The 18,890-nt window shown below is 49.3% G+C and carries 17 protein-coding genes; 10 read left to right on the plus strand and 7 right to left on the minus strand.

From position 1 onward, the window contains the following. Positions 1 to 52 precede the first annotated feature (52 nt). Together BWI93_RS21750 and BWI93_RS21755 are read right to left on the minus strand one after the other, a co-directional pair. Entirely contained in the window at positions 53 to 631 is a 579-nt protein-coding gene (locus tag BWI93_RS21750; protein ID WP_094815169.1) for an RNA polymerase sigma factor, read from the minus strand. Between the two features lie 72 nt (positions 632 to 703). After that, entirely contained in the window at positions 704 to 2,071 is a 1,368-nt protein-coding gene (locus BWI93_RS21755) for a mandelate racemase/muconate lactonizing enzyme family protein (RefSeq protein WP_233207889.1), read from the minus strand. Positions 2,072 to 2,314: 243 nt separating this feature from the next. Here BWI93_RS21755 and BWI93_RS21760 point away from each other — a divergent pair, with 243 nt between their 5' ends. Further along, positions 2,315 to 3,514, plus strand: a complete 1,200-nt coding sequence (locus tag BWI93_RS21760; RefSeq protein ID WP_094815173.1) for a bile acid:sodium symporter family protein — start codon at positions 2,315 to 2,317, stop codon at positions 3,512 to 3,514. A gap of 143 nt (positions 3,515 to 3,657) precedes the next feature. After that, a complete protein-coding gene (locus BWI93_RS21765; protein ID WP_094815175.1) occupies positions 3,658 to 4,581 on the plus strand; it encodes an RraA family protein in 924 nt (307 codons plus the stop codon). A 245-nt stretch (positions 4,582 to 4,826) separates the two neighbouring features. Here BWI93_RS21765 and BWI93_RS21770 read toward each other — a convergent pair whose 3' ends face one another. After that, a complete protein-coding gene (locus BWI93_RS21770) occupies positions 4,827 to 5,246 on the minus strand; it encodes a hotdog fold thioesterase (protein WP_094815177.1) in 420 nt (139 codons plus the stop codon). 247 nt (positions 5,247 to 5,493) lie between these two features. Between BWI93_RS21770 and BWI93_RS21775 the strand changes: the two genes are divergently transcribed. From BWI93_RS21775 to BWI93_RS21800, 7 genes are all read left to right on the plus strand, one after another. Then, complete coding sequence (locus tag BWI93_RS21775) at positions 5,494 to 6,141, plus strand: histidine phosphatase family protein (RefSeq protein WP_094815179.1); 648 nt, start codon at positions 5,494 to 5,496, stop codon at positions 6,139 to 6,141. A 93-nt stretch (positions 6,142 to 6,234) separates the two neighbouring features. Further along, the gene (lhgO, locus tag BWI93_RS21780; protein WP_094815181.1) at positions 6,235 to 7,434 is read left to right on the plus strand and encodes an L-2-hydroxyglutarate oxidase; all 1,200 of its coding nucleotides are present in this window, start codon (positions 6,235 to 6,237) and stop codon (positions 7,432 to 7,434) included. A gap of 216 nt (positions 7,435 to 7,650) precedes the next feature. After that, positions 7,651 to 8,757, plus strand: a complete 1,107-nt coding sequence (locus BWI93_RS21785; protein WP_094815183.1) for a FecR family protein — start codon at positions 7,651 to 7,653, stop codon at positions 8,755 to 8,757. Between the two features lie 287 nt (positions 8,758 to 9,044). Next, on the plus strand, positions 9,045 to 10,277 hold the full coding sequence (locus BWI93_RS29085; protein ID WP_255157993.1) for a SusC/RagA family TonB-linked outer membrane protein: 1,233 nt from the start codon (positions 9,045 to 9,047) through the stop codon (positions 10,275 to 10,277). Further along, on the plus strand, positions 10,211 to 12,496 hold the full coding sequence (locus tag BWI93_RS21790; protein ID WP_255157994.1) for a TonB-dependent receptor: 2,286 nt from the start codon (positions 10,211 to 10,213) through the stop codon (positions 12,494 to 12,496). The genes BWI93_RS29085 and BWI93_RS21790 overlap by 67 nt, the downstream gene beginning before the upstream one ends. Positions 12,497 to 12,501: 5 nt before the next feature. Beyond that, a complete protein-coding gene (locus tag BWI93_RS21795; RefSeq protein ID WP_094815286.1) occupies positions 12,502 to 14,037 on the plus strand; it encodes a SusD/RagB family nutrient-binding outer membrane lipoprotein in 1,536 nt (511 codons plus the stop codon). A gap of 436 nt (positions 14,038 to 14,473) precedes the next feature. Next, on the plus strand, positions 14,474 to 14,887 hold the full coding sequence (locus tag BWI93_RS21800) for a hypothetical protein (protein ID WP_141217559.1): 414 nt from the start codon (positions 14,474 to 14,476) through the stop codon (positions 14,885 to 14,887). A 310-nt stretch (positions 14,888 to 15,197) separates the two neighbouring features. Here the strand turns inward: BWI93_RS21800 and BWI93_RS21805 are convergent, their stop codons facing one another. The 3 genes from BWI93_RS21805 to BWI93_RS21815 form a co-directional block, all read right to left on the minus strand. Beyond that, complete coding sequence (locus BWI93_RS21805) at positions 15,198 to 15,878, minus strand: LysM domain-containing protein (RefSeq protein WP_094815187.1); 681 nt, start codon at positions 15,876 to 15,878, stop codon at positions 15,198 to 15,200. Positions 15,879 to 15,941: 63 nt separating this feature from the next. Further along, positions 15,942 to 16,436 carry a 5-(carboxyamino)imidazole ribonucleotide mutase gene (gene purE / locus BWI93_RS21810; RefSeq protein WP_094815189.1) on the minus strand — a complete coding sequence of 165 codons (495 nt, stop codon included), beginning with the start codon at positions 16,434 to 16,436 and terminating at the stop codon, positions 15,942 to 15,944. 118 nt (positions 16,437 to 16,554) lie between these two features. Next, complete coding sequence (locus BWI93_RS21815; protein WP_094815191.1) at positions 16,555 to 17,688, minus strand: 5-(carboxyamino)imidazole ribonucleotide synthase; 1,134 nt, start codon at positions 17,686 to 17,688, stop codon at positions 16,555 to 16,557. Positions 17,689 to 17,962: 274 nt separating this feature from the next. Here BWI93_RS21815 and BWI93_RS21820 point away from each other — a divergent pair, with 274 nt between their 5' ends. Continuing rightward, complete coding sequence (locus BWI93_RS21820) at positions 17,963 to 18,307, plus strand: hypothetical protein (RefSeq protein WP_369679201.1); 345 nt, start codon at positions 17,963 to 17,965, stop codon at positions 18,305 to 18,307. 52 nt (positions 18,308 to 18,359) lie between these two features. On the opposite strand, the gene BWI93_RS21825 is transcribed toward BWI93_RS21820, so the two are convergent. After that, the gene (locus BWI93_RS21825) at positions 18,360 to 18,689 is read right to left on the minus strand and encodes a DUF3467 domain-containing protein (protein ID WP_094815193.1); all 330 of its coding nucleotides are present in this window, start codon (positions 18,687 to 18,689) and stop codon (positions 18,360 to 18,362) included. Positions 18,690 to 18,890: the final 201 nt, after the last annotated feature.

Raw genomic sequence — 18,890 nt, forward strand, 5'->3', positions numbered from 1 at the left:
CCATCATCTTTCTACCTTCAATCCGGGGCCTCCTCCTTGTGGGGAGGCTCTTCTATATCCAGGCGGAAAAGACCAGTACCCAGGTTACGATCACATCCCGTAAAAAATGTAGAGCCCGGCTTAGGTGATTGGTTACCGATTGAGCCTGAATGCCCATGATCAGGCCAATTTCTTCGTTCGACAAGTTATCGTAAAACGCCAGCATCACGGCTTCCCGTTGCCGTTCGGGCAAACGATCAATGCCCTGCCGTAACCGCTGTACGCGATCCTGCCGACTCTCTTCCTCCAGAATATCCGATTCAACGGAAGGCATAAATAATTCCGCGGGCCAGATTTCCTGCCAGTCGATGCTATCGTCGGAGCGTTTGCGGGTTTTGGACAAGGCATTACGTAATACCCGAAACAGATAGAATTTAATCGTCTGTAAGTCGGTTAGGTGTTCCCGCCGCTGCCAAATTTCAACGAATACATCCTGAATGGTATCCCGTACCAGGTCGTAATCCGAAGTCAGCCGTTTTCCGTACGAAAACAAGGCTGGAGCGTAGCGTCGATAGATAGCTTCGTACGCCTGGGTATCGCCCCGACGAAAGGCATTCCAAAGTTCAAAATCAGACGTACAGGTGGTATGCATAGGCTTAGGTTTTTAAAAAGTGGTGTTTGGCAGGGCGTGTGATTGCCTACCAAACACCGAATAATTCCACGTTTAACTCCAGTCCCGATCCCAGGAATCCGGTGTATCCCACTGCGTAGTCGGAGCAAACCACTGTTCCCCTTTTTTCAGAAACTTCTTGGCAAATTCTTCGTTGAATTCCACGCCTAAGCCCGGCTTGTCGGGTACTTTCACGAAGCCATTGGCAAAGGGTTTATCAATACCCGTTACCAGATCTTCCCAACCGGCAATGTCCACGCCGTGGTGCTCCAGAGCAATAAAATTCTGCGTAGCCGCCGCACAATGAACATTGGCCATCATGCAGATGGGGGTCCCGGCAAAGTGCATGGCCATGGGAACGCCGTGTTCCTCGGCGTAGTCACCGATTTTTTTCGTTTCCAGGATCCCGCCCGACGAAGCCAGATCCGGGTGAATCATGTCTACCGCTTTGGCGTTAATGAGCTTGATGAATTCTTCTTTGGCGTAAATATCTTCGCCCGTCAGCGTAGGCGTTTCGATGGCCTCGGTAATCTGCCGCCACTGGTCGTGGTAAAACCAGGGAACCAGGTCTTCCAACCAGGCCAGCTGATATTTTTCCACCGCTTTCCCAATCCGGATCGCCGTATTGACGTCGAAATGGCCAAAGTGATCCGCCGAAATTGGGATGTCGTAGCCCACTACACTTCGTACTTTTTCTACGTAATCGGCGATATACTGAATCCCTTTTTCCGTCACCTGTACGCGGGTAAAGGGGTGTTTGGTCAGGCCGTAACTACCTACGCGTCCGATCTTGCTATTGCCGTACTGGTTGCGAATATCCCAAAGGCCGGCTCCAATGAGCATGTCCGGTTTATCGGCCAGCAGACCAATCCCGAAATCCATCTTTAACCAGGTATATCCTTTATCGAGTCGCGTTTCCTTGAGTTTCTTTCCGAACGCTTTCGGATCATCGACTTCGGGTGTATCAGCGTACAGGCGGATTTCATCGCGGTACTTCCCCCCCAACAGTTGGTAGACGGGTACATTGTATGCTTTACCGGCCAGATCCCACAAGGCCATCTCTACGCCGCATACGCCCCCGGCAGCCCGACCGTGATTGCCAAAGGGCCGAATCATCTTGAAAAGCTGCTCGACGTTACAGGGATTTTTACCGAGTAGACGGCTCTTGAGCATTAACGCGTACTTCGGACTGGCTCCATCGCGTACTTCACCCCAGCCCACAATTCCCTGATTCGTTTCAATGCGAATCACCGGGCTGGTAAAGGGGACACCCTGTAAATGGGCGATGCGGAGATCCGTAATTTTCAGTTCGGATGGTTTGGAAGCCCGGCCTACCCGTTGCGTAACATATTCGAGTTCCTGCTCGGTCTTTCCATCAAAACGCATGCCTAACGCAAGGCCGCCTAAAGCGGCTTTCCGCATAAAATTTCGGCGATCCGAACCGGGCTGACTTTCGGGCGGAGGTACAGCCGCCTGTGTCGGCAGCTTGAAGCGGTCGATAAACTTTTTCATTGTATTATATAGAGTTTAGAGGTAATTTTTCGGCGAAAAGTTACGCACAATACGGAGTATCCAAGAATAAATTGTCTTTTTTTTGCACTACGACTTAATGAATGTCTGGCAAAAGCGTCATTAGGCGTAACTTTTCTACCTCTAAACATATCTATGAAAAAAGTTTTCACCTTCGCTCTGATCCTGAGCGGACTAAGCCTATTGCTTGCCTTAGGCTTATTTCTAACGGGGTCCGGCTCGCATACGGCTCTGCCCGTGATTGGGGGGCTGTTTCTATTAGCCATCGGCGTTCGACGCTCCCCGGCAACCACCAGTCTGACCTATACGGTACTAATTCTGACGGCCGTATCGGTGGCGATGTACCAACCGCAGTGGTTTATCCGCTGGGGAAACTTTGAACTCAAACGGCTGATCATCCCGCTCCTACAAATCATCATGTTCGGGATGGGTTCGCAGTCGAGTCTGGAAGATTTTGCCGGCATTGCCAAAAATCCGAAAGGAGTACTTGTGGGCATTACGAGCCATTACCTGATTATGCCCAGTATCGGATTTCTGCTGGCAGTCACCTTTCCCCTTCCGCCGGAAATTGCTACGGGTATTATTCTGGTGGGTTGCTCGCCGAGTGGTCTGGCTTCCAATGTGATGGCTTACATTGCCCGGGCTAACGTACCCTTATCGGTAACCGTTACGGCTTTTTCTACGCTGTTATCGCCCTTACTGACACCGGCGTTGCTACAGCTTTTGGCGGGGGCCTTTTTACCCGTTGATTTCTGGAAAATGGTCATGGAGATTTTTAACATTACCATTCTACCCATTGTGGCGGGTCTGCTCTTTAACGCCCTGGCTTATCCGGGTCAATCCCGCCGGAGCATCGCGATTCAGATTGCGGTGTATTTCGGCATCATTCTGCTCAAAAATGCCATTGCGTTAGTCGAAGGCTCGACGGATTTCGCTGAAACGGTCGGCTGGAATGCGTTCTGGTTTATTGGCATGCCCCTGCTCGGTGGCTGGCTCTTTCAACGCTGGGCCGGAGGTCGCCGGGAAATTATGGATTCGATTTTATCCACGCTTTCCATGGTGGGGATTACTACCATTATCGTCGTGATTACGGCGGCGGGTCAGCAGAGTTTATTGCAGGTAGGGTTGGTGCTGGTACTGGCTTGCTTTCTGCACAATACGCTGGGTTATTTTCTGGGTTACTGGTGTTGCCGACTGGTAGGTTTAAATGAACAGTCAAGCCGCTCGGTAGCCTTTGAAGTGGGCATGCAGAATGCGGGGATGCTTCGGGTCTGGCTTTACAAATGGGGCAGTTGGCCACTACGGGCCTGGCTCCGGCCGTGTTCGGTCCGCTGATGAACACGACCGGTTCCATGCTGGCCAACTGGTGGCGGAGTAAACCACCGCAATCCGAAGAAGTACCCGCCGAGCCCTCGCCCGTGTCTTCTTAGTCCAATGAATTTTTAGTACTCTTTTATACCTCTAAACTCTATCCAAGTATGCGTTTTTCATTCGTAGTAGTGGCTTCTCTGTTGCTAGCGGCCCAGTTGCGTGCCTCGGCTCAGCACATCAATGCTCCCAAAGAGCTGATTCAAACCTACACTTCGCAGTATAAGGGCGAACGCTTCCCGGACGGGCGGCCCAAAGTGCCGGATGATCTGGTCAAGCGACTCAAGGATATTTCGCTGGAAGAAGCCTGGGGTGTGCTTCGCAATGAAGGGTATACGAATCAGTTTGAGGCGGGATGGATGCGAATTAGTCCGGGAAAAGTACTCGCCGGTCGGGTACTCACGGCTCAGTACATGCCCTCACGGCCCGATATGGAAAACCCGGTCAAGGAAAAAGGCAAAGCCGAAAACCGCAAAGGAGCACCTAACTCCTGGCCCATTGATCAGCTGACGGAAAATGACGTATACGTAGCCGACGGCTTCGGCAAACTCGTGGACGGTACGTTGATTGGCGACAATCTTGGTAATTCCATTTACGCCAAATCCAAAACCGGTGTCGTCTTTGATGGCAGCGTTCGCGATCTGGAAGGCCTCGAAGAAATTGAAGGCTTTACGGGCTTCGTTCGGGGCTTTGATCCTTCGTTTATCAAAGACATGCTCATGACGGGTATTAACTATCCCATTCGTATTGGCCGGGCAACGGTGTTACCGGGGGATCTGGTTCTGGGAAAAACGGAAGGGGTCATTTTCATTCCCGCTCACCTGGCTGAAAAGGTGATTACCTCTTCCGAATGGATTGCTCTAACGGATGACTTTGGCCACCAGATGCTTCGCGAAGGCAAGTACACGCCCGGCGAAATCGATATGAAATGGTCGCCTGCCATTGTACAAACGTTTCGCGACTGGCTCAAGGCTCACCCCGAAAAAGTGAAGATGTCGGCAGCACAGCTGGAAGAGCGGATGAAGAAGCTGTAGGTGGATTGATGGGTTGTAGTTAATCGTCGAAAGGACGTAGGCTCTTGTCAGGCAGGAGGCTATGTCCTTTTGACGTTTAACGTTGCCCCGCATTGCATACGGGGCTATTTACGTTGAACCCCTTCGGGGTTACCCAACAGGAATGAACAAGGCTACTGGTGCACATTTTCTAACCTGTACCAGTGGGAGGGCGTTTAACCCAAAACAAATGCCCCAACTATCCACGAAAAACCATTAACCCACCGCTAATGCTTATCCAGAATCGCCATGGTAAGCCGACTTATACAAACTAACTGTTGATTTTCGTTAGTAATACGAATCTCCCAGACGTGGGTTGATTTTCCCAGATGGATGGGCGTAGCCCGTCCGTATACATACCCTTCCTTCACCCCTCTGACGTGATTGGCATTGATGTCCAGTCCGACGGCTATTTTTCCTTCACCGATACAGGCATAAGCCGCTACGCTCCCCAGCGTTTCGGCCAATAGTACGGACGCTCCGCCGTGCAACACCCCAAAGGGCTGTCGCGTGCGAGCATCCACGGGCATACGGGCTTCCAGGTAATCCTCACCGATCTGGGTGAATTCGATACCCAGATGACCAGCCGCCGAACCCTGGTTAAGTTCATTTAAACGTTCAGGCGTAATATCCGTATGCATGATCATTTTCGTATATTTTAAAAATGCGTGTTTGAAGGTTCCCACTGATTTTGTCGGAGCCTTACCCGGTAAAATACGGGGTCTTTGGCAAAATAACTACCATTTTATTGATACAAGCGTGACAGACTCGCTCAGGAATCCGTACTTTTGCGGAAATTTTACGCGAGCCATGACTCTGATCTCAAGTGTATTAGCGAAAGTTTGATTTCCACATATTTAAACCAGTGGGCCAACGCCCACCCCCCAACACACTTTGAAAATCATTTATCTGGTTCGGCACGGTGAAACCGAATACAATCGATTAGGAATCGTACAGGGATCGGGCGTTGATTCGGACCTGAACGAAATGGGCCAAGCTCAGGCTCAGGCCTTTTATGAAGCGTATAAACAGATCCCCTTCGATCGGATTTATACCTCAGCTCTGAAACGTACCGTGCAATCGGTTCAGGGTTTTATTGATGCAGGCATTCCTTATGAACAACATGCGGGCCTGAATGAGTTTGGCTGGGGTGCCATGGAAGGCAAAACGCCGCACTATACCGAAGATGAGTATTATCGCAGTATGATTTATAACTGGCGAATCGGTAATGTGGACGTTCCGGCCATTGGTGGCGATAGCCCGCTGAGCGTACTGCAACGGCAGGTTCCCGTCATTGACCACGTGCTAAGTCGACCCGAGGAAGAAGTTGTACTGATTTGTATGCATGGTCGGGCGATTCGGATTCTGTTGACGTATCTGTTCAAGGAACCCCTTTCGGAAATGGATCATTGGGAACACTCGAATTTGTGTCTCTATAAAATCCGTTACGACTACGACACCAATCACTTCACGCTCGAAATCGGTAACGATACCCGCCACCTGGCCGGTCTGGCGAAAGAACCTGAAGTGAGTAATTCTTAATGCGTTTGGGGTTTAGCGTTTTGGGGTTAGCGTTCGAGCAGGTTTTTCTAGCGAACGCCAAACTCAAAATCCTAAACACCGGATGCTCTTCCCATGGTATACGATATTACTCTTATTGGCGGTGGCATTGTAGGGCTGGCTACGGCTTTGCAAATCAAACGGCAGCGTCCGCAACTGAAGGTGTTACTGCTGGAAAAAGAACGGCGGGTCGCCATGCACCAGACGGGTCATAATTCCGGCGTGATTCACTCCGGCCTGTACTATAAACCGGGCAGCTTAAAGGCGATCAATTGCATTCGGGGTTACGACATGTTACTTGATTTTGCTAGAAAAGAAGGAATTCCTTACGATTTGTGCGGCAAGATTGTAGTAGCCACCAAGAACGAACAAATTCCCCTGCTTGAAAACCTGTACCAACGCGGCCAGCAAAACGGACTCAACCAAATCCGTCGCATTAGCCTCGGCGAAATGCGGGAAATTGAGCCGTACGTAGCGGGTGTTGATGCCCTGTTTGTACCCTATACGGGTATCATCGACTATACTGCCGTCGCTGAAAAATACGCCGAAAAGTTACAGGCCCTCGATGGCCTGCTCCACCTGGGCGAACAGGTCATCGGCATTACTAAGGGGCAGTCCCTAAGCATCGTCAAAACGACGCGGGGGACCTACGAAACCAAGCTGGTTATCAATTGTGCGGGCTTGTATTCGGACAAAGTGGCTCAGCTTTCGCAGGATCAGCCCGTCAATGTACGCATTACGCCTTTCCGCGGCGAGTACTACGAACTTCGGCCCGAACGCCAGCACCTGGTACGCAACCTGATTTATCCCGTACCCGACCCTAACTTTCCGTTCCTGGGCGTACACTTTACCCGCATGATTGGCGGAGGCGTGGAAGCAGGGCCGAATGCTGTACTGGCTTTCCGCCGCGAAGGGTATAAGAAACTGGACATTAATTTTAAAGAACTCTGGGAAACCTTTGCCTGGCCGGGCTTTCAGAAAGTAGCCGCTAAATACTGGCAAACGGGTCTGGGCGAAATGTACCGGAGCTTTTCCAAAGCGGCCTTTACCAAAGCCCTGCAGGAATTGATTCCCGATATTCAGGAGCATGATCTGATTCCGGGCGGAGCGGGCGTACGGGCCCAAGCCTGTGATCGAACCGGGGGCTTGCTGGATGATTTTGCCATTCTGGAAGATGAAAAAGTCATCAACGTACTTAATGCTCCTTCGCCAGCGGCTACTTCTTCCCTTTCCATTGGCCTGACGGTTTCGGAAATGGCTCTCAAACGTTTTTAAGTGATCGTTTTTTTATTGCCTGAAAAGCCGCTCCTCATTGAGCGGCTTTTTTTCTATAAAGATTACGTTTTCACCCAAAAGATAAAAAATATAAAAATCTAATAATCAGCTATTTAAAATTACAAAACCCTTAAAAATTAAATTTTTTACACTTTTTTTCATACGAGGTGAGTTAAAATCACCCCTTGTTTCCTCTTGGTGTTAAATCAATTGAAGATGAACTACCAGGATTTTAAACGTGAGGATTTTGTAGCGGATTCCTACTTCCGAAAGTGGGTGCAAAATCCCGATGCCGCCACCCGGCAATTCTGGTACGAATTCCTGACTGATTATCCCGAACAAACCGAAACCATTCGCCAAGCTGCTGAGCTGGTATTGGATTTAGCCGAACTATCCAAGGAAAAAGTCCCAGACCCGAACACCGCTGAACAAGAACAAGCTTGGTTAGAAATTACCCGACGTACCCATCCTTCGTATGTGCGAAAACTGCCGCTGTACCGACAACGCTGGGCCTGGGCCACGGCGGCCTGCCTCGCTTTTCTGCTGAGTTGGGGCTTTTGGTACAGTTACCGCAGCTCCAGTCAGCCCTACCAGAGCTTACGTTCAACTTCTGAAGTTCCCCTCAAGGAATGGGTCAATACGACCGATCATGCCCAGACGCTTACCTTACAGGATGGCAGTTCCATCATTCTCAACCCGGGCAGTCGGTTAAGTTACCCAGTCCAATTCGCAGCGGATAAGCGAGAGGTTTATCTTTCGGGAGAAGCCTTGTTTGAGGTAGCTAAAAATCCGAAACAGCCCTTTTTTGTATACGCGAACGAATTGATTGCGAAAGTATTAGGCACCAGTTTTAAAGTACGGGCTTTTCCTAAAGATCAGCAGGTGATCGTGACGGTACGCACGGGACGAGTGTCCGTATTTGCCCAGTCAGACGCCCATGTCAAAGAGAAAGCCAGCTCCCGCGAGCTCGAAGGGCTTGTACTGAGTCCCAATCAACAAATCACGTACTCCCGGCAGGACGTACGCATGACGAAATCACTGGTGACCGAACCGGTCGTTCTATCCCACGCCAAGCCCAGTATTCCACCCTTTACGTTTCGTAATACATCCGTAAAAACGGTGTTCGAAGCCGTGGAAAAAGCCTATGGGGTACAGGTAGTATTTGATGAAGAAACGCTCCGAAACTGCCAACTGACGGCGGATCTGACGGATGAACCCCTGTTTCGCAAGCTCGAAATCATCTGTAAAAGTATCGAGGCTCAGTACCAGGTCCTCGACGCCCAGATTGTTATAACGGGCCACGGCTGTCCAGCCAACCCTTAGCTCTGAAATTACTCTGATTTATAGTCCATTAGCTTAACCTCTAAATCGCTTACGCTAGGTAAGCACCCTGAACAAGTACCGGTCTACTCCCCTTCCCTTGTACGGGGAAGGGGGTTGGGCCACTCTTCCTCATCAGCTCTGAATTACTTCCCTGAAAGCCAGCCTTTTAATATATAGTACCAACAAAACCTAAAGTACGCGTAAGTACCTTTTTTCGATGGCCCATCCCCGGCAAAGCGGATGCCGGGAAAGGATTGCCTTCCTTTTACTTCTAACTTCTATCATTTATGAACAAACCATTATTTTTTCGCGGCGTAGGCTGGTCTTTGATGAGCTTGCTTATCATTCCTCTGCTGCTGAGCTGGGTTTTACCGGGTCGAGCCTTGGCGTACCCTAGACAGGAAATACTCGATCGCCGCGTTACCTTACGGGTCGATCACGATGATTTCAGTACCGTATTGAACCAATTAGAAAAAACAGCGGATGTCAAGTTTTCGTATAGTCCGCAACTCGTTGGAACGAAACGAAAAGTCAGCCTTTCCGTGGTCGATGAAAAACTTACCGTTGTTCTGGACCGCCTGCTCCAACCCTTGCGATTGAGCTACGAGGTGGTTGGAAATCAGATTATTCTCAAACGAAGAACGATCAGTGAAACCTCCCTTCCCGAAGCCAGTCTGGTACCCGTACCACAAGTAACGGTTACAGGTAAAGTGAGTGATGAAAATGGCCAACCCATTCCGGGGGCTAACGTTCGACTCAAGGATAATCCTTCCATTGGTACCACTACCAATGCGGAAGGTCAGTATTCACTCAATATTCCCGACAATACGACGGGTGTTCTGGTCTTTAGCTCCGTAGGTTATATGGGCAGCGAGGTACCGCTGGCCAATCAGAGCGTCATTAACATTACGCTCAAAGCCGGTACAACCGCCCTTTCGGAAGTAGTTGTAACGGCCCTCGGTATCAAGCGGGAAGCAAAGAAACTGGGCTATTCCACCTCAACGGTAAACACCGAACAGATTACCACCAACCGTACGGTTAACCTCGGTAATAGTTTACAGGGAAAAGTGGCGGGTGTGAACGTTACGGCTCCGGCGGGCGGACCGGGCGGTACTTCAAAAATTCGGATTCGGGGCCAGTCTTCATTTAAAGGCGACAACTCTCCCCTGATCATCGTCAACGGTGTACCCATCAACAATACCAACTTTTCCAGCCGTCAGGGCGATGGGGACGGTACGACGAACCGAAGCGGCTCGGCTTCCGACGGTGGTGACGGTCTACAGAGTATTAATCAGGACGATATTCAGAGCATTACGGTACTGAAAGGCTCAACGGCGGCAGCTTTGTACGGGTTTCGGGCGAAGGATGGAGCGATTGTCATTACAACCAAAACCGGACAAGTGGGACAGGGGATTGGCGTGGAGGTCAACTCGAACTTCATCGCGACCAGGCTTTGGATTATACTGATTTCCAGTACGACTACGGTCAGGGTGAATACGGCAAACGTCCGCAAAGCGTAGGCGATGCCCAGAGCTCGGGTGTATTCAGTTTCGGGGAACGGTTTGATGGAAAGCCTACGTATCAGTTTGATGGGGTACAGCGGCCCTACCTGCCTCAACGCCACCGCATCCGGGATTTTTACCGCACGGGTACGAGCTGGAATAATTCCGTAGCCCTTTCGGGTGGCAATGAGAAAGGGGGCTTCCGTTTGTCCTTCTCCAATATGGACGCTACGTCGATCATGCCAAATTCGGATTTCCACAAACAGATTTTAAACCTGGGGCTGAATTACAACTTCACACCGAAGCTGTCGGTACAGTTAAACGCTAACTATTCAAACGAGTACAACCACAATCCCCCACAGATTGGCTTACAGGACCTTAATGCCAATACGACGGTTTACACCACGGCGACTTCCGTAGCAATGAAGACGCTCGAAGACAACCGCTACGACGAGAATGGGTACGAACGGGCTACCTCACGTTTTACCAATCGGAACAACCCGTACTGGGTAGCGTATGACCGTTTCGAGCACGTTCGCCGGGACCGCATTTTCGGTAACGCTTCGGTTCGGTACCAATTGACCGACTGGCTCTACGTACAGGGCCGAATTGGACAGGATTATTTCACGCGTCCGTACGATTTTAACCGTCCTACGGGTACCCGTTCAGTAGCTGCAGCGGCGACAGGATTCAATGGCTATTACTACCAGGAAGTGAATACCTTCCGAGAACGAAACCTGGATTTCCTGATTGGCGGCAGTCATAAGATGGGTAATTTCGGTCTTGACGTAACCCTAGGTGGAAACTCGCTCCAGCAAGTTTTCACCAGTAACAATGCGTCGGCTACGAACTTCTACATCCGGGATCTGTACACCATCATGAACGGACAGAATAAGGAACCGCAGTACGGTTATACCAAAAAACGGGTAAATTCGCTGTATGGCGTGGCGGAGCTTTCCTACAAGAACTTTTTATTCCTGAACGTAACGGCCCGGAATGACTGGTTTTCCACGCTGAATCCGAAATCCAATAGCTACCTGTATCCTTCCGTTAGCGGTAGTTTTGTCCTGAGTGATGCGATCAAGGAACGGCCGACCTGGATGAATTTTGCGAAAATTCGGGCGGCGTACGCGGAAGTCGGCGGCGATACCGATCCTTACCAGAATGCCTTGTTCTATAACCTGAATGCGAACCCCTTACAGGGCCAAGCCCTGGGTTATATCACCAGCGATGTCAGCCCGAATCCAGACCTGAAACCATTAAAGGTGAAAGAAGCTGAATTAGGGCTGGAGTTCCGTACCCTGGACAGCCGTATCAATCTGGACGTGGCTTATTATAATAAAAAAACGGTCGATGAAATTCTGAACGTGGATATTTCGACGGCTTCGGGTTACAACAAATCGAAAGTAAACGTAGGCCAACTTCGTAACAAGGGTATCGAAGCCTTACTGACGCTGGTTCCCGTTCGGAAAGAAAAGTTTAGCTGGGAAACCGCCTTCAACTTTACCTACAACGAAAGTGAAGTACTCGCCTTGGCCGACGGACAGGCCCGTTTAAAAGTAGGTCAGGGTGACTTCTTCGGTGAAGTCTGGCACGAGGTCGGTATGCCCATGGCTTCGCTTCGCGGCATTGCCTACAAACGCGACGACCAGGGCCGGATCATTACCGCCGGCGGCAAGCCCGTAGCGGGCCCGATCACAACCTTCGGCAGTGCGATTCCCAAGTATACGGGCGGCTGGATCAATACCTTTACCGTGGCGGGTTTCCGGATTTTTACGCAGGTGGATTTCAAGGGAGGCCATAAAATCATCTCCAATTCTAACCTGAACTTCCTGCGGCATGGGCTGGCGAAAGAATCACTGGTCGGTCGTGAAGGCGGCGTACTCTTCGAAGGCGTAACGGCCGAAGGTGCTCCCAACACGACCCGCGTGGAAGCCGAAGATTTTTACTCCAGCTATCGGAGTACGAACAACGCCGAGCGTTTTGTGTATAATGCCAGTTTCATTCGCTGGCGTTCGCTCTCGGTGAGTTACGATCTGTCGCGTTTCGTTCGTAAATCATTCGTGAAGAACCTGACGGTTTCCGCCCTTTGTAACAACGTACTGCTCATCAAAAAACACCTGCCCAATTTAGATCCGGAAGCGGTGAACGGAGCGTCTGATAACATTCAGGGGATTGAAACGCATACACTTCCGACGAGTCGCAGTTACGGTATGAATTTGAACCTGAAATTTTGATTCACATGAAAAAGATACTGATACTTCTGGCGATGGCCGCGGGCCTGAGCAGTTGCGATAAAGATTTCGAAAGCATTAATACGAATCCGACTCAATCCACGAATATTGATCCGGTGTATCTGTTTTCCAACGCCCAGCTCAATACGACACTCGCTTCCCAAACGATGTTTTACGAAGCCGCGATTGTCCAACAGGTCAATACACCTTTCGGAGGGGTCAATACGGGAGCAAACCTGAATCAGGATTACCGCGACAATTCACGGGTCAACTGGCTGTACCTCTACAGTGGTACCAACAACGGAAACAATGGTCCCATCAAACTGCTCACGGCGGTACTGGATCAAACCAAGGCAGACAGTTCGCGGACGAACCTTTACCACATGTCTCGCATCTGGCGGGCGTATGTGTTTCAGGTTTTAGTAGACACCTACGGCGATGTTCCGTATTTCGATGCGGGTAAAGCCTATATCTCCGGAAATAAGCTACCGAAGTACGACCCGCAGGCGGAAATTTATACGGACTTGGCGAAAGAACTCGAAGGAGCCATTGCCGGACTTAATGCTGCCAAACGCATTGAAGCGGGCGATCTCTTCTATCAGGGAAACGTAGCGAAATGGAAACGGCTGGGCTATTCACTTTTACTGCGAATCGGGATGCGGTACTCGAAAACGGATCCAGCTAAAGCCCAGGCTCTGGCTCAGAAAGCCTATCAGGGTGGTGTACTGCAATCGAACGACGACAATGTCAGAATTCAGTATTCCAGCATTTACACCAATCCGCTCGGGAATCTTTGGAACAATACGGAAAAAGCGAATTTGTACGTAGGTGCTCCATTCGTATCGTATTTAAAATCGACAAATGATCCCCGCCTTACCGTCATTGCTGTTCGGTATGGTGAACCTTCCAAAAACCCTGAACAAACAACCGTAGATCGCACGTTTGCCAATCAGATCGGTATGCCCTTCGGTTACGATGATGGCTCCATTGGTACGGCTCCTAACTTCCCCGGAAAAGTAGCCTCGGGCGGCTGGAATTATTCCCAGATCAATCGTCGGACGGTCGGTAAGGTAGATGGCCCTACGTACTATGTGACTTACGCTCAAACACAGTTGTTACTGGCTGAGGCCGCCCAACGCGGCTGGATTCAGGCCTCGGCAGCGGACCTGTACAAGGCGGGTGTAACGGCTCACATGAACCAGATGAAAGACTACGATGCTTCGGCTACCATCGCTCAGACGGCCATTGATGCGTATCTGGCGGCTCAGCCGTATAACGCAGCTCAGGGACTCGAACAAATCAATAGCCAGTATTGGGTGGCTTCCTTTCTGAATGGTCCGGAAGCCTTTGCCAACTGGCGGCGTAGCGGTTTTCCGGTGCTGTCCCCCAATAAGTATCCCGGCCGAACGATTACGGGAGACTTTATTCGTCGTCTCACCTATCCTATTTTGGAGCAATCCGTCAACGCGGAAAATTACAATGCAGCGGTAAGCCGACAAGGTCCGGATAATCTGGAAACGCGGGTTTTCTGGGATAAACCTTAAAAAGTACAAATTTCTGCCACTGAAGCGTCCGGAAGCCATTTTCCGGACGCTTTTTGTTTCTATGGATAAGTGCGAAAGGAGCCGATTAGTTACCTACTCTCTTCGCCTAAAACCAAATATTATTCCGTATTTAATTATTATCTATAATCGTTATAGATTATTCATACATCAAAAATAACGCCAGAAAATTTCAAGGTTTTGTACAATTTATATTTATTAACTATTTGATAATCAAAAATTTATGATTTAAAATTTGGTCATTCAAAAATCATAAATGTACCTTTGTAGCCGTTCAGAAGAAGCTCGCTGGTCAGATAATTTAAACCGTTTATCCAAATAATATTCCGTTTGACTGCTTTCTTCTTCACTCAACCATCTATCAACTTTACTTTTGAAACGTCTTTCAAGCAAAGACCTATTGATTCAGCACACAGCCATGAAAAACATCATTAAATCCCTTGCCCTTCTGCTTACGCTAAGTACGTTCGCTGCGAATGCTACTGATCTGGAAAAAAATCCCGGTACGGAAAATGAAGCGAAGACCTTCCAGACGAATGTCTTCAAAGGTAAAAAAGCTACCCAATTCTATTGCTTTGTAGATAAGCAGGTAGGTCAGCGTCTGACGATCACCATTCGTGACCAGAAGAATAACGTTCTTAACGAACAATACATCCCGAAGAATACGACACACGTAGCTCAGGTCATGGATTTGAGTCAGTTGGCTGACGGTGATTACACCCTGACGATTTCGGATGCGAACCGTATGGTTGTACACCCGGTACGTATCAAAACAGCCGCTGCTGTACGTTACGTATATGTATCTGAAGACGATGCCACTACGGTAGAATAAGCGAATTCAATACCATTTCCCTAGGAACGGTGACTTTCGAAAGAAGGTCGCCGTTTTTTTATAGATCTGGGTCTAAGCGATGGAAAGTAAAGGGCATAAAAAAACCCGGCGGATTCCACCGAGTCTTTCCCGTAAAAGCCATGAAAACAATAAATGATGTTCAAACATAAGTTAATTATTCGGGAAATCAAAACCTTCAAAGGTCCTATTTTCAAAATTTTTATAAATGCTTCCCTCTTTTTAGTACGAAAAAATGCGGCTTTGCCCGAGCAAAACCGCATTTTCCATAAGAAATCAAACGTAGTTTATTTTATTTTTTAGGATAAGGAATAATTAATTTCTCCCCCTTCTCCACGTAGTTCTTCGTCTTCCCATTCGCTTTCATCAGGGCGTCAACCGATACACCATATTTCTGAGCTACGACCCGGAGAATATCACCCTTCCCCACAGTATGAGTCGCGTAAACTGGAATTTTCAGACTTTTACCCGCCTGTAATTTTGACGGGTCTACATCGGGATTCGCCGCCTTAAGCCGACTTTCGGAGAGACCATACTTCGTAGCGATGCTGTAGAAGGTCTGTCCACCATTGACTTTATAGGAAATAGCCCCACCCCGGGCAACTACTGCTTCCGTGCTCTTTTCAGCCTTTTTCTCCTCTTTCTTTTCTTCTTTTTTCTCCGTTTTTGCTACGGGCTTCTTCGTTTCGGTGGCTGTATCCGTCGTACTTGCAGGGCCCATGGTGGGCGTTGCATCAATGGCTTCCGGTTGTACGGCGGGCGGTGTGGGCACGTCCGAAGCTACATTTTCGGAACTGGCATCCGTAAAGGCTGCCGTCTCTACTTTCTGCGGCGTCAGCGTAACGGCGTCTTCATCCATAAAATACGCGTAGCCAATGTACAGCAGGGCAACGACTACGATGACGAGCACGCCAAGCGTAATGGTGGGTAGACTGGAGCCTTCTTTGGGGTTTCGTTCTTCCATAGCGTTCATGATAGTGGGTGAGGACCGCTGACGGCCTTCCCTTGAGTGGGCTGAGATTAAATTACGTATTGTTTAAGCTGGAGGCAAACCTTCACGAGCCTGCTGGCTCATTTCAGCCACTTTTGTTTCTAACGAAATTTTATAGCTCTGCAATTTATCGGCGATTTCTTTATTTGCAACCCCTAAAATCTGGATCGCTAAAATTCCAGCATTTTTTGCTCCATTTAAAGCCACCGTAGCAACGGGTACGCCCCCCGGCATCTGCAGGATGGACAGAACCGAATCCCAGCCATCGATGGAGTTCGACGATTTAACCGGTACCCCAATCACGGGCAAAGTAGTTACACTGGCGACCATACCCGGCAGGTGAGCGGCTCCACCAGCTCCGGCAATGATGACGTCAATGCCTCGCTCGCGGGCGGATTGAGCGTACTCAATCATTTTTAATGGAGTACGGTGGGCGGATACAATATCAATTTCGTACGGTACGCCAAATTCATTACAAACGTCGACAGCTTCCTGCATGACCTTCAGGTCCGAAATGCTGCCCATGATGATTCCAATCATTGGATAAAAGTTTTCAGTTTACGGTTGACAATTTTCAGTTTTTATACCGTCTTCGACAGGGATTATGCTAAACCCCCTTGCTTTCAAATTGAAAACGGAAGACGGTAAACTGAAAACCCTATGCGATAATGCGAACTGCGTTTTTTAGATTTTCTACTTTTCGTTTGAGGCTTTCCAGCTCTTTATCGACGATGGTGACGTGACCCATTTTCCGGAAGGGTTTCGTCGTGGTCTTGCCGTACAGGAAGGGATGTACACCGGGGGTTTCCAGCAGGGTCTCCATGCCTTCGTAGCGGGCTTCTCCTTCGTAGCCTTCCGCCCCGAGCAGGTTGATCATCGCCGCGTAAGAATGAGCGTGGGTGTCTCCCAAAGGGTAATTGAGTACGGCCCGCAGGTGCTGCTCAAACTGACTGACGTCGTTAGCCCGCAGGGTGTGGTGACCCGAGTTATGCGGACGAGGGGCTACTTCGTTAATCAGAATTTCACCGTCTTTGGTCAGGAACATTTCTACGGCCAGTAAGCCGACGATCCCGAATGCTTCCGCCGTACGACTGGCGACAAACTGAGCCCGGGCGTTCACTTCTTCACTCACGGAAGCCGGGGCAAACAGATACTCTACCATATTGGCTTCGGGGTGAAAAACCATTTCTACGGTCGGAAAAGTTTTTACGTCACCGCGTTCGTTACGAGCAACAATGACGGCCAGTTCTTTTTCAAAATCAACGGCTTTTTCCAGTAATCCCGGAGCATCGAAGGCTTTGTCAAAATCAGCCGGTGTGGCGATGCGTTGTACTCCGCGACCGTCGTAACCTCCTTTACCCAGTTTGTTAAAAGCGGGCAGAAAATCGGCGTACTGACGGGCATCTTCCCGGTTTTCAGTCAGAATAAAATCGGACGTAGGTAAGTGATGATCTTTGAAGAATTGCTTTTGTATGCGTTTATCCTGAATGATTTCCACGATTTCCGGTTGCGGGAATACGCGTACCCCTTCGCTTTGTAACTGCTTGAGGGCCTCCAGGTTGACGGCTTCAATTTCAATGGTCAGCACGTCCAGGTCCTTTCCAAAAGCGTATACGGTATCAAAATCCTGAAACGATCCCAGCACAAATTCCGGTGCGATGCGGGCACAGGGAGCGTCCGGGTCCGGATCGAGTACTTTGATGGATAAGTCAAAATCGATGGCTACCTGTAGTAGCATCCGGCCTAATTGGCCACCGCCCAAAATGCCGAGCCGAGTATGAGGAGTAAACATGCCGCAAAGATACAGGGCTAAAGGAAGTTGCGTAATTTTTAGGCGGAGTTTTGAGTTTAGCGTTGGGAGTTTGGTGTTAATCTTGCCGCCTGGCGAACTTTGTCAGGAAGCTGAAAACCCCAAAGGGATTTAATAATGCATAGCCCCGGTAATGTCGCAATACCCGATTGGCAAGGAATGAAGCAAACGTTCAGCAAGATAGACGTGGACTTTAGGAACTGAGTAAGTCCATACCTCCGGCCTTTTAAAAAACATTCCAATCCATCCCTTAGTCATGAAACCCTATCGATTCCTGAAACATACCGGCTGGCCGCTCACGTTTTACATACCCGGTTTGCCCATCAACGGCATCACGCTCTGGCCTTTTATTATTGTAACTATGCCAAAGCCTTCGGCCTCCCTGATGAATCATGAACGTATTCATATTCGGCAACAGGCGGAGCTACTGGTATTCCCCTTCTACCTCTGGTACGTAACGGAATACTACTGGTATCGCCTGAGCGGTTATTCCGCAAATGCGGCTTACCACGCCATTCGCTTTGAGCGGGAGGCTTATCAACACGAGCGTCTCTTAACCTATCTATCCAAACGTCCCTTATGGGGATTCTTACGCTTCTAAAACAGAAACTGCCAGCGATTGGGCTGGCAGTTTCTGTGGGGTTAATCTTTACTTAAGCCTCTCCTACGGGGCCGTTGTAATGCCCCGGTAGCTGAAAGCCCGACGGGCCACCGCCTTCGTTAATCGGACCATAGTTTTCTTCATATTTCGCCAGATTATCCTGCAGAGCATTCATCAGACGCAGAGCGTGATCGGGGGTAATGATCACGCGGGATTTCACTTTCGCCTTGGGTACATTGGGCATTAACCGTACAAAGTCAATCACGAATTCACTCTGCGAATGCGAAATGATGGCCAGGTTAGCATACGTTCCTTCCGCCATCTCTTCGGACAGTTCAATTTCGATTGGGTCGTTCTGCTCGGCAGTTGGTTGATTGGACATATCAGTAGTCATTAAATAAATGCGTTTCGTAAAATTTAAATGAGACCCGGGCGAACTTCTCAGCCACAAATCGAATTCTCTCCAGAAGAAAACTAAAGTAGGTAATCGACGGCCGGATTTGCAAAAAGTCAACTCGAAAAGCGTAAAAAGGTCCATACCAGAAGCCGCTTCCTCGTTTTACCTGATTTTGTAGAAAACCTA

The organism is Siphonobacter sp. BAB-5385 (assembly GCF_002261125.1).
GTDB lineage: Bacteria > Bacteroidota > Bacteroidia > Cytophagales > Spirosomataceae > Siphonobacter.

Coding starts and splice junctions, on each gene's coding strand:
- BWI93_RS21755 (WP_233207889.1), bottom strand. CDS start 2,071: ATGCGGAAAGCCGCTTTAGGCGGCCTTGCGTTAGGCATGCGTTTTGAT.
- BWI93_RS21765 (WP_094815175.1), top strand. CDS start 3,658: ATGCGTTTTTCATTCGTAGTAGTGGCTTCTCTGTTGCTAGCGGCCCAG.
- BWI93_RS21795 (WP_094815286.1), top strand. CDS start 12,502: ATGAAAAAGATACTGATACTTCTGGCGATGGCCGCGGGCCTGAGCAGT.
- BWI93_RS21820 (WP_369679201.1), top strand. CDS start 17,963: ATGAAACCCTATCGATTCCTGAAACATACCGGCTGGCCGCTCACGTTT.
- BWI93_RS21785 (WP_094815183.1), top strand. CDS start 7,651: ATGAACTACCAGGATTTTAAACGTGAGGATTTTGTAGCGGATTCCTAC.
- BWI93_RS21825 (WP_094815193.1), bottom strand. CDS start 18,689: ATGTCCAATCAACCAACTGCCGAGCAGAACGACCCAATCGAAATTGAA.
- lhgO (WP_094815181.1), top strand. CDS start 6,235: ATGGTATACGATATTACTCTTATTGGCGGTGGCATTGTAGGGCTGGCT.
- BWI93_RS21800 (WP_141217559.1), top strand. CDS start 14,474: ATGAAAAACATCATTAAATCCCTTGCCCTTCTGCTTACGCTAAGTACG.
- BWI93_RS21805 (WP_094815187.1), bottom strand. CDS start 15,878: ATGAACGCTATGGAAGAACGAAACCCCAAAGAAGGCTCCAGTCTACCC.
- BWI93_RS21815 (WP_094815191.1), bottom strand. CDS start 17,688: ATGTTTACTCCTCATACTCGGCTCGGCATTTTGGGCGGTGGCCAATTA.
- purE (WP_094815189.1), bottom strand. CDS start 16,436: ATGATTGGAATCATCATGGGCAGCATTTCGGACCTGAAGGTCATGCAG.
- BWI93_RS21750 (WP_094815169.1), bottom strand. CDS start 631: ATGCATACCACCTGTACGTCTGATTTTGAACTTTGGAATGCCTTTCGT.
- BWI93_RS29085 (WP_255157993.1), top strand. CDS start 9,045: ATGAACAAACCATTATTTTTTCGCGGCGTAGGCTGGTCTTTGATGAGC.
- BWI93_RS21770 (WP_094815177.1), bottom strand. CDS start 5,246: ATGATCATGCATACGGATATTACGCCTGAACGTTTAAATGAACTTAAC.
- BWI93_RS21760 (WP_094815173.1), top strand. CDS start 2,315: ATGAAAAAAGTTTTCACCTTCGCTCTGATCCTGAGCGGACTAAGCCTA.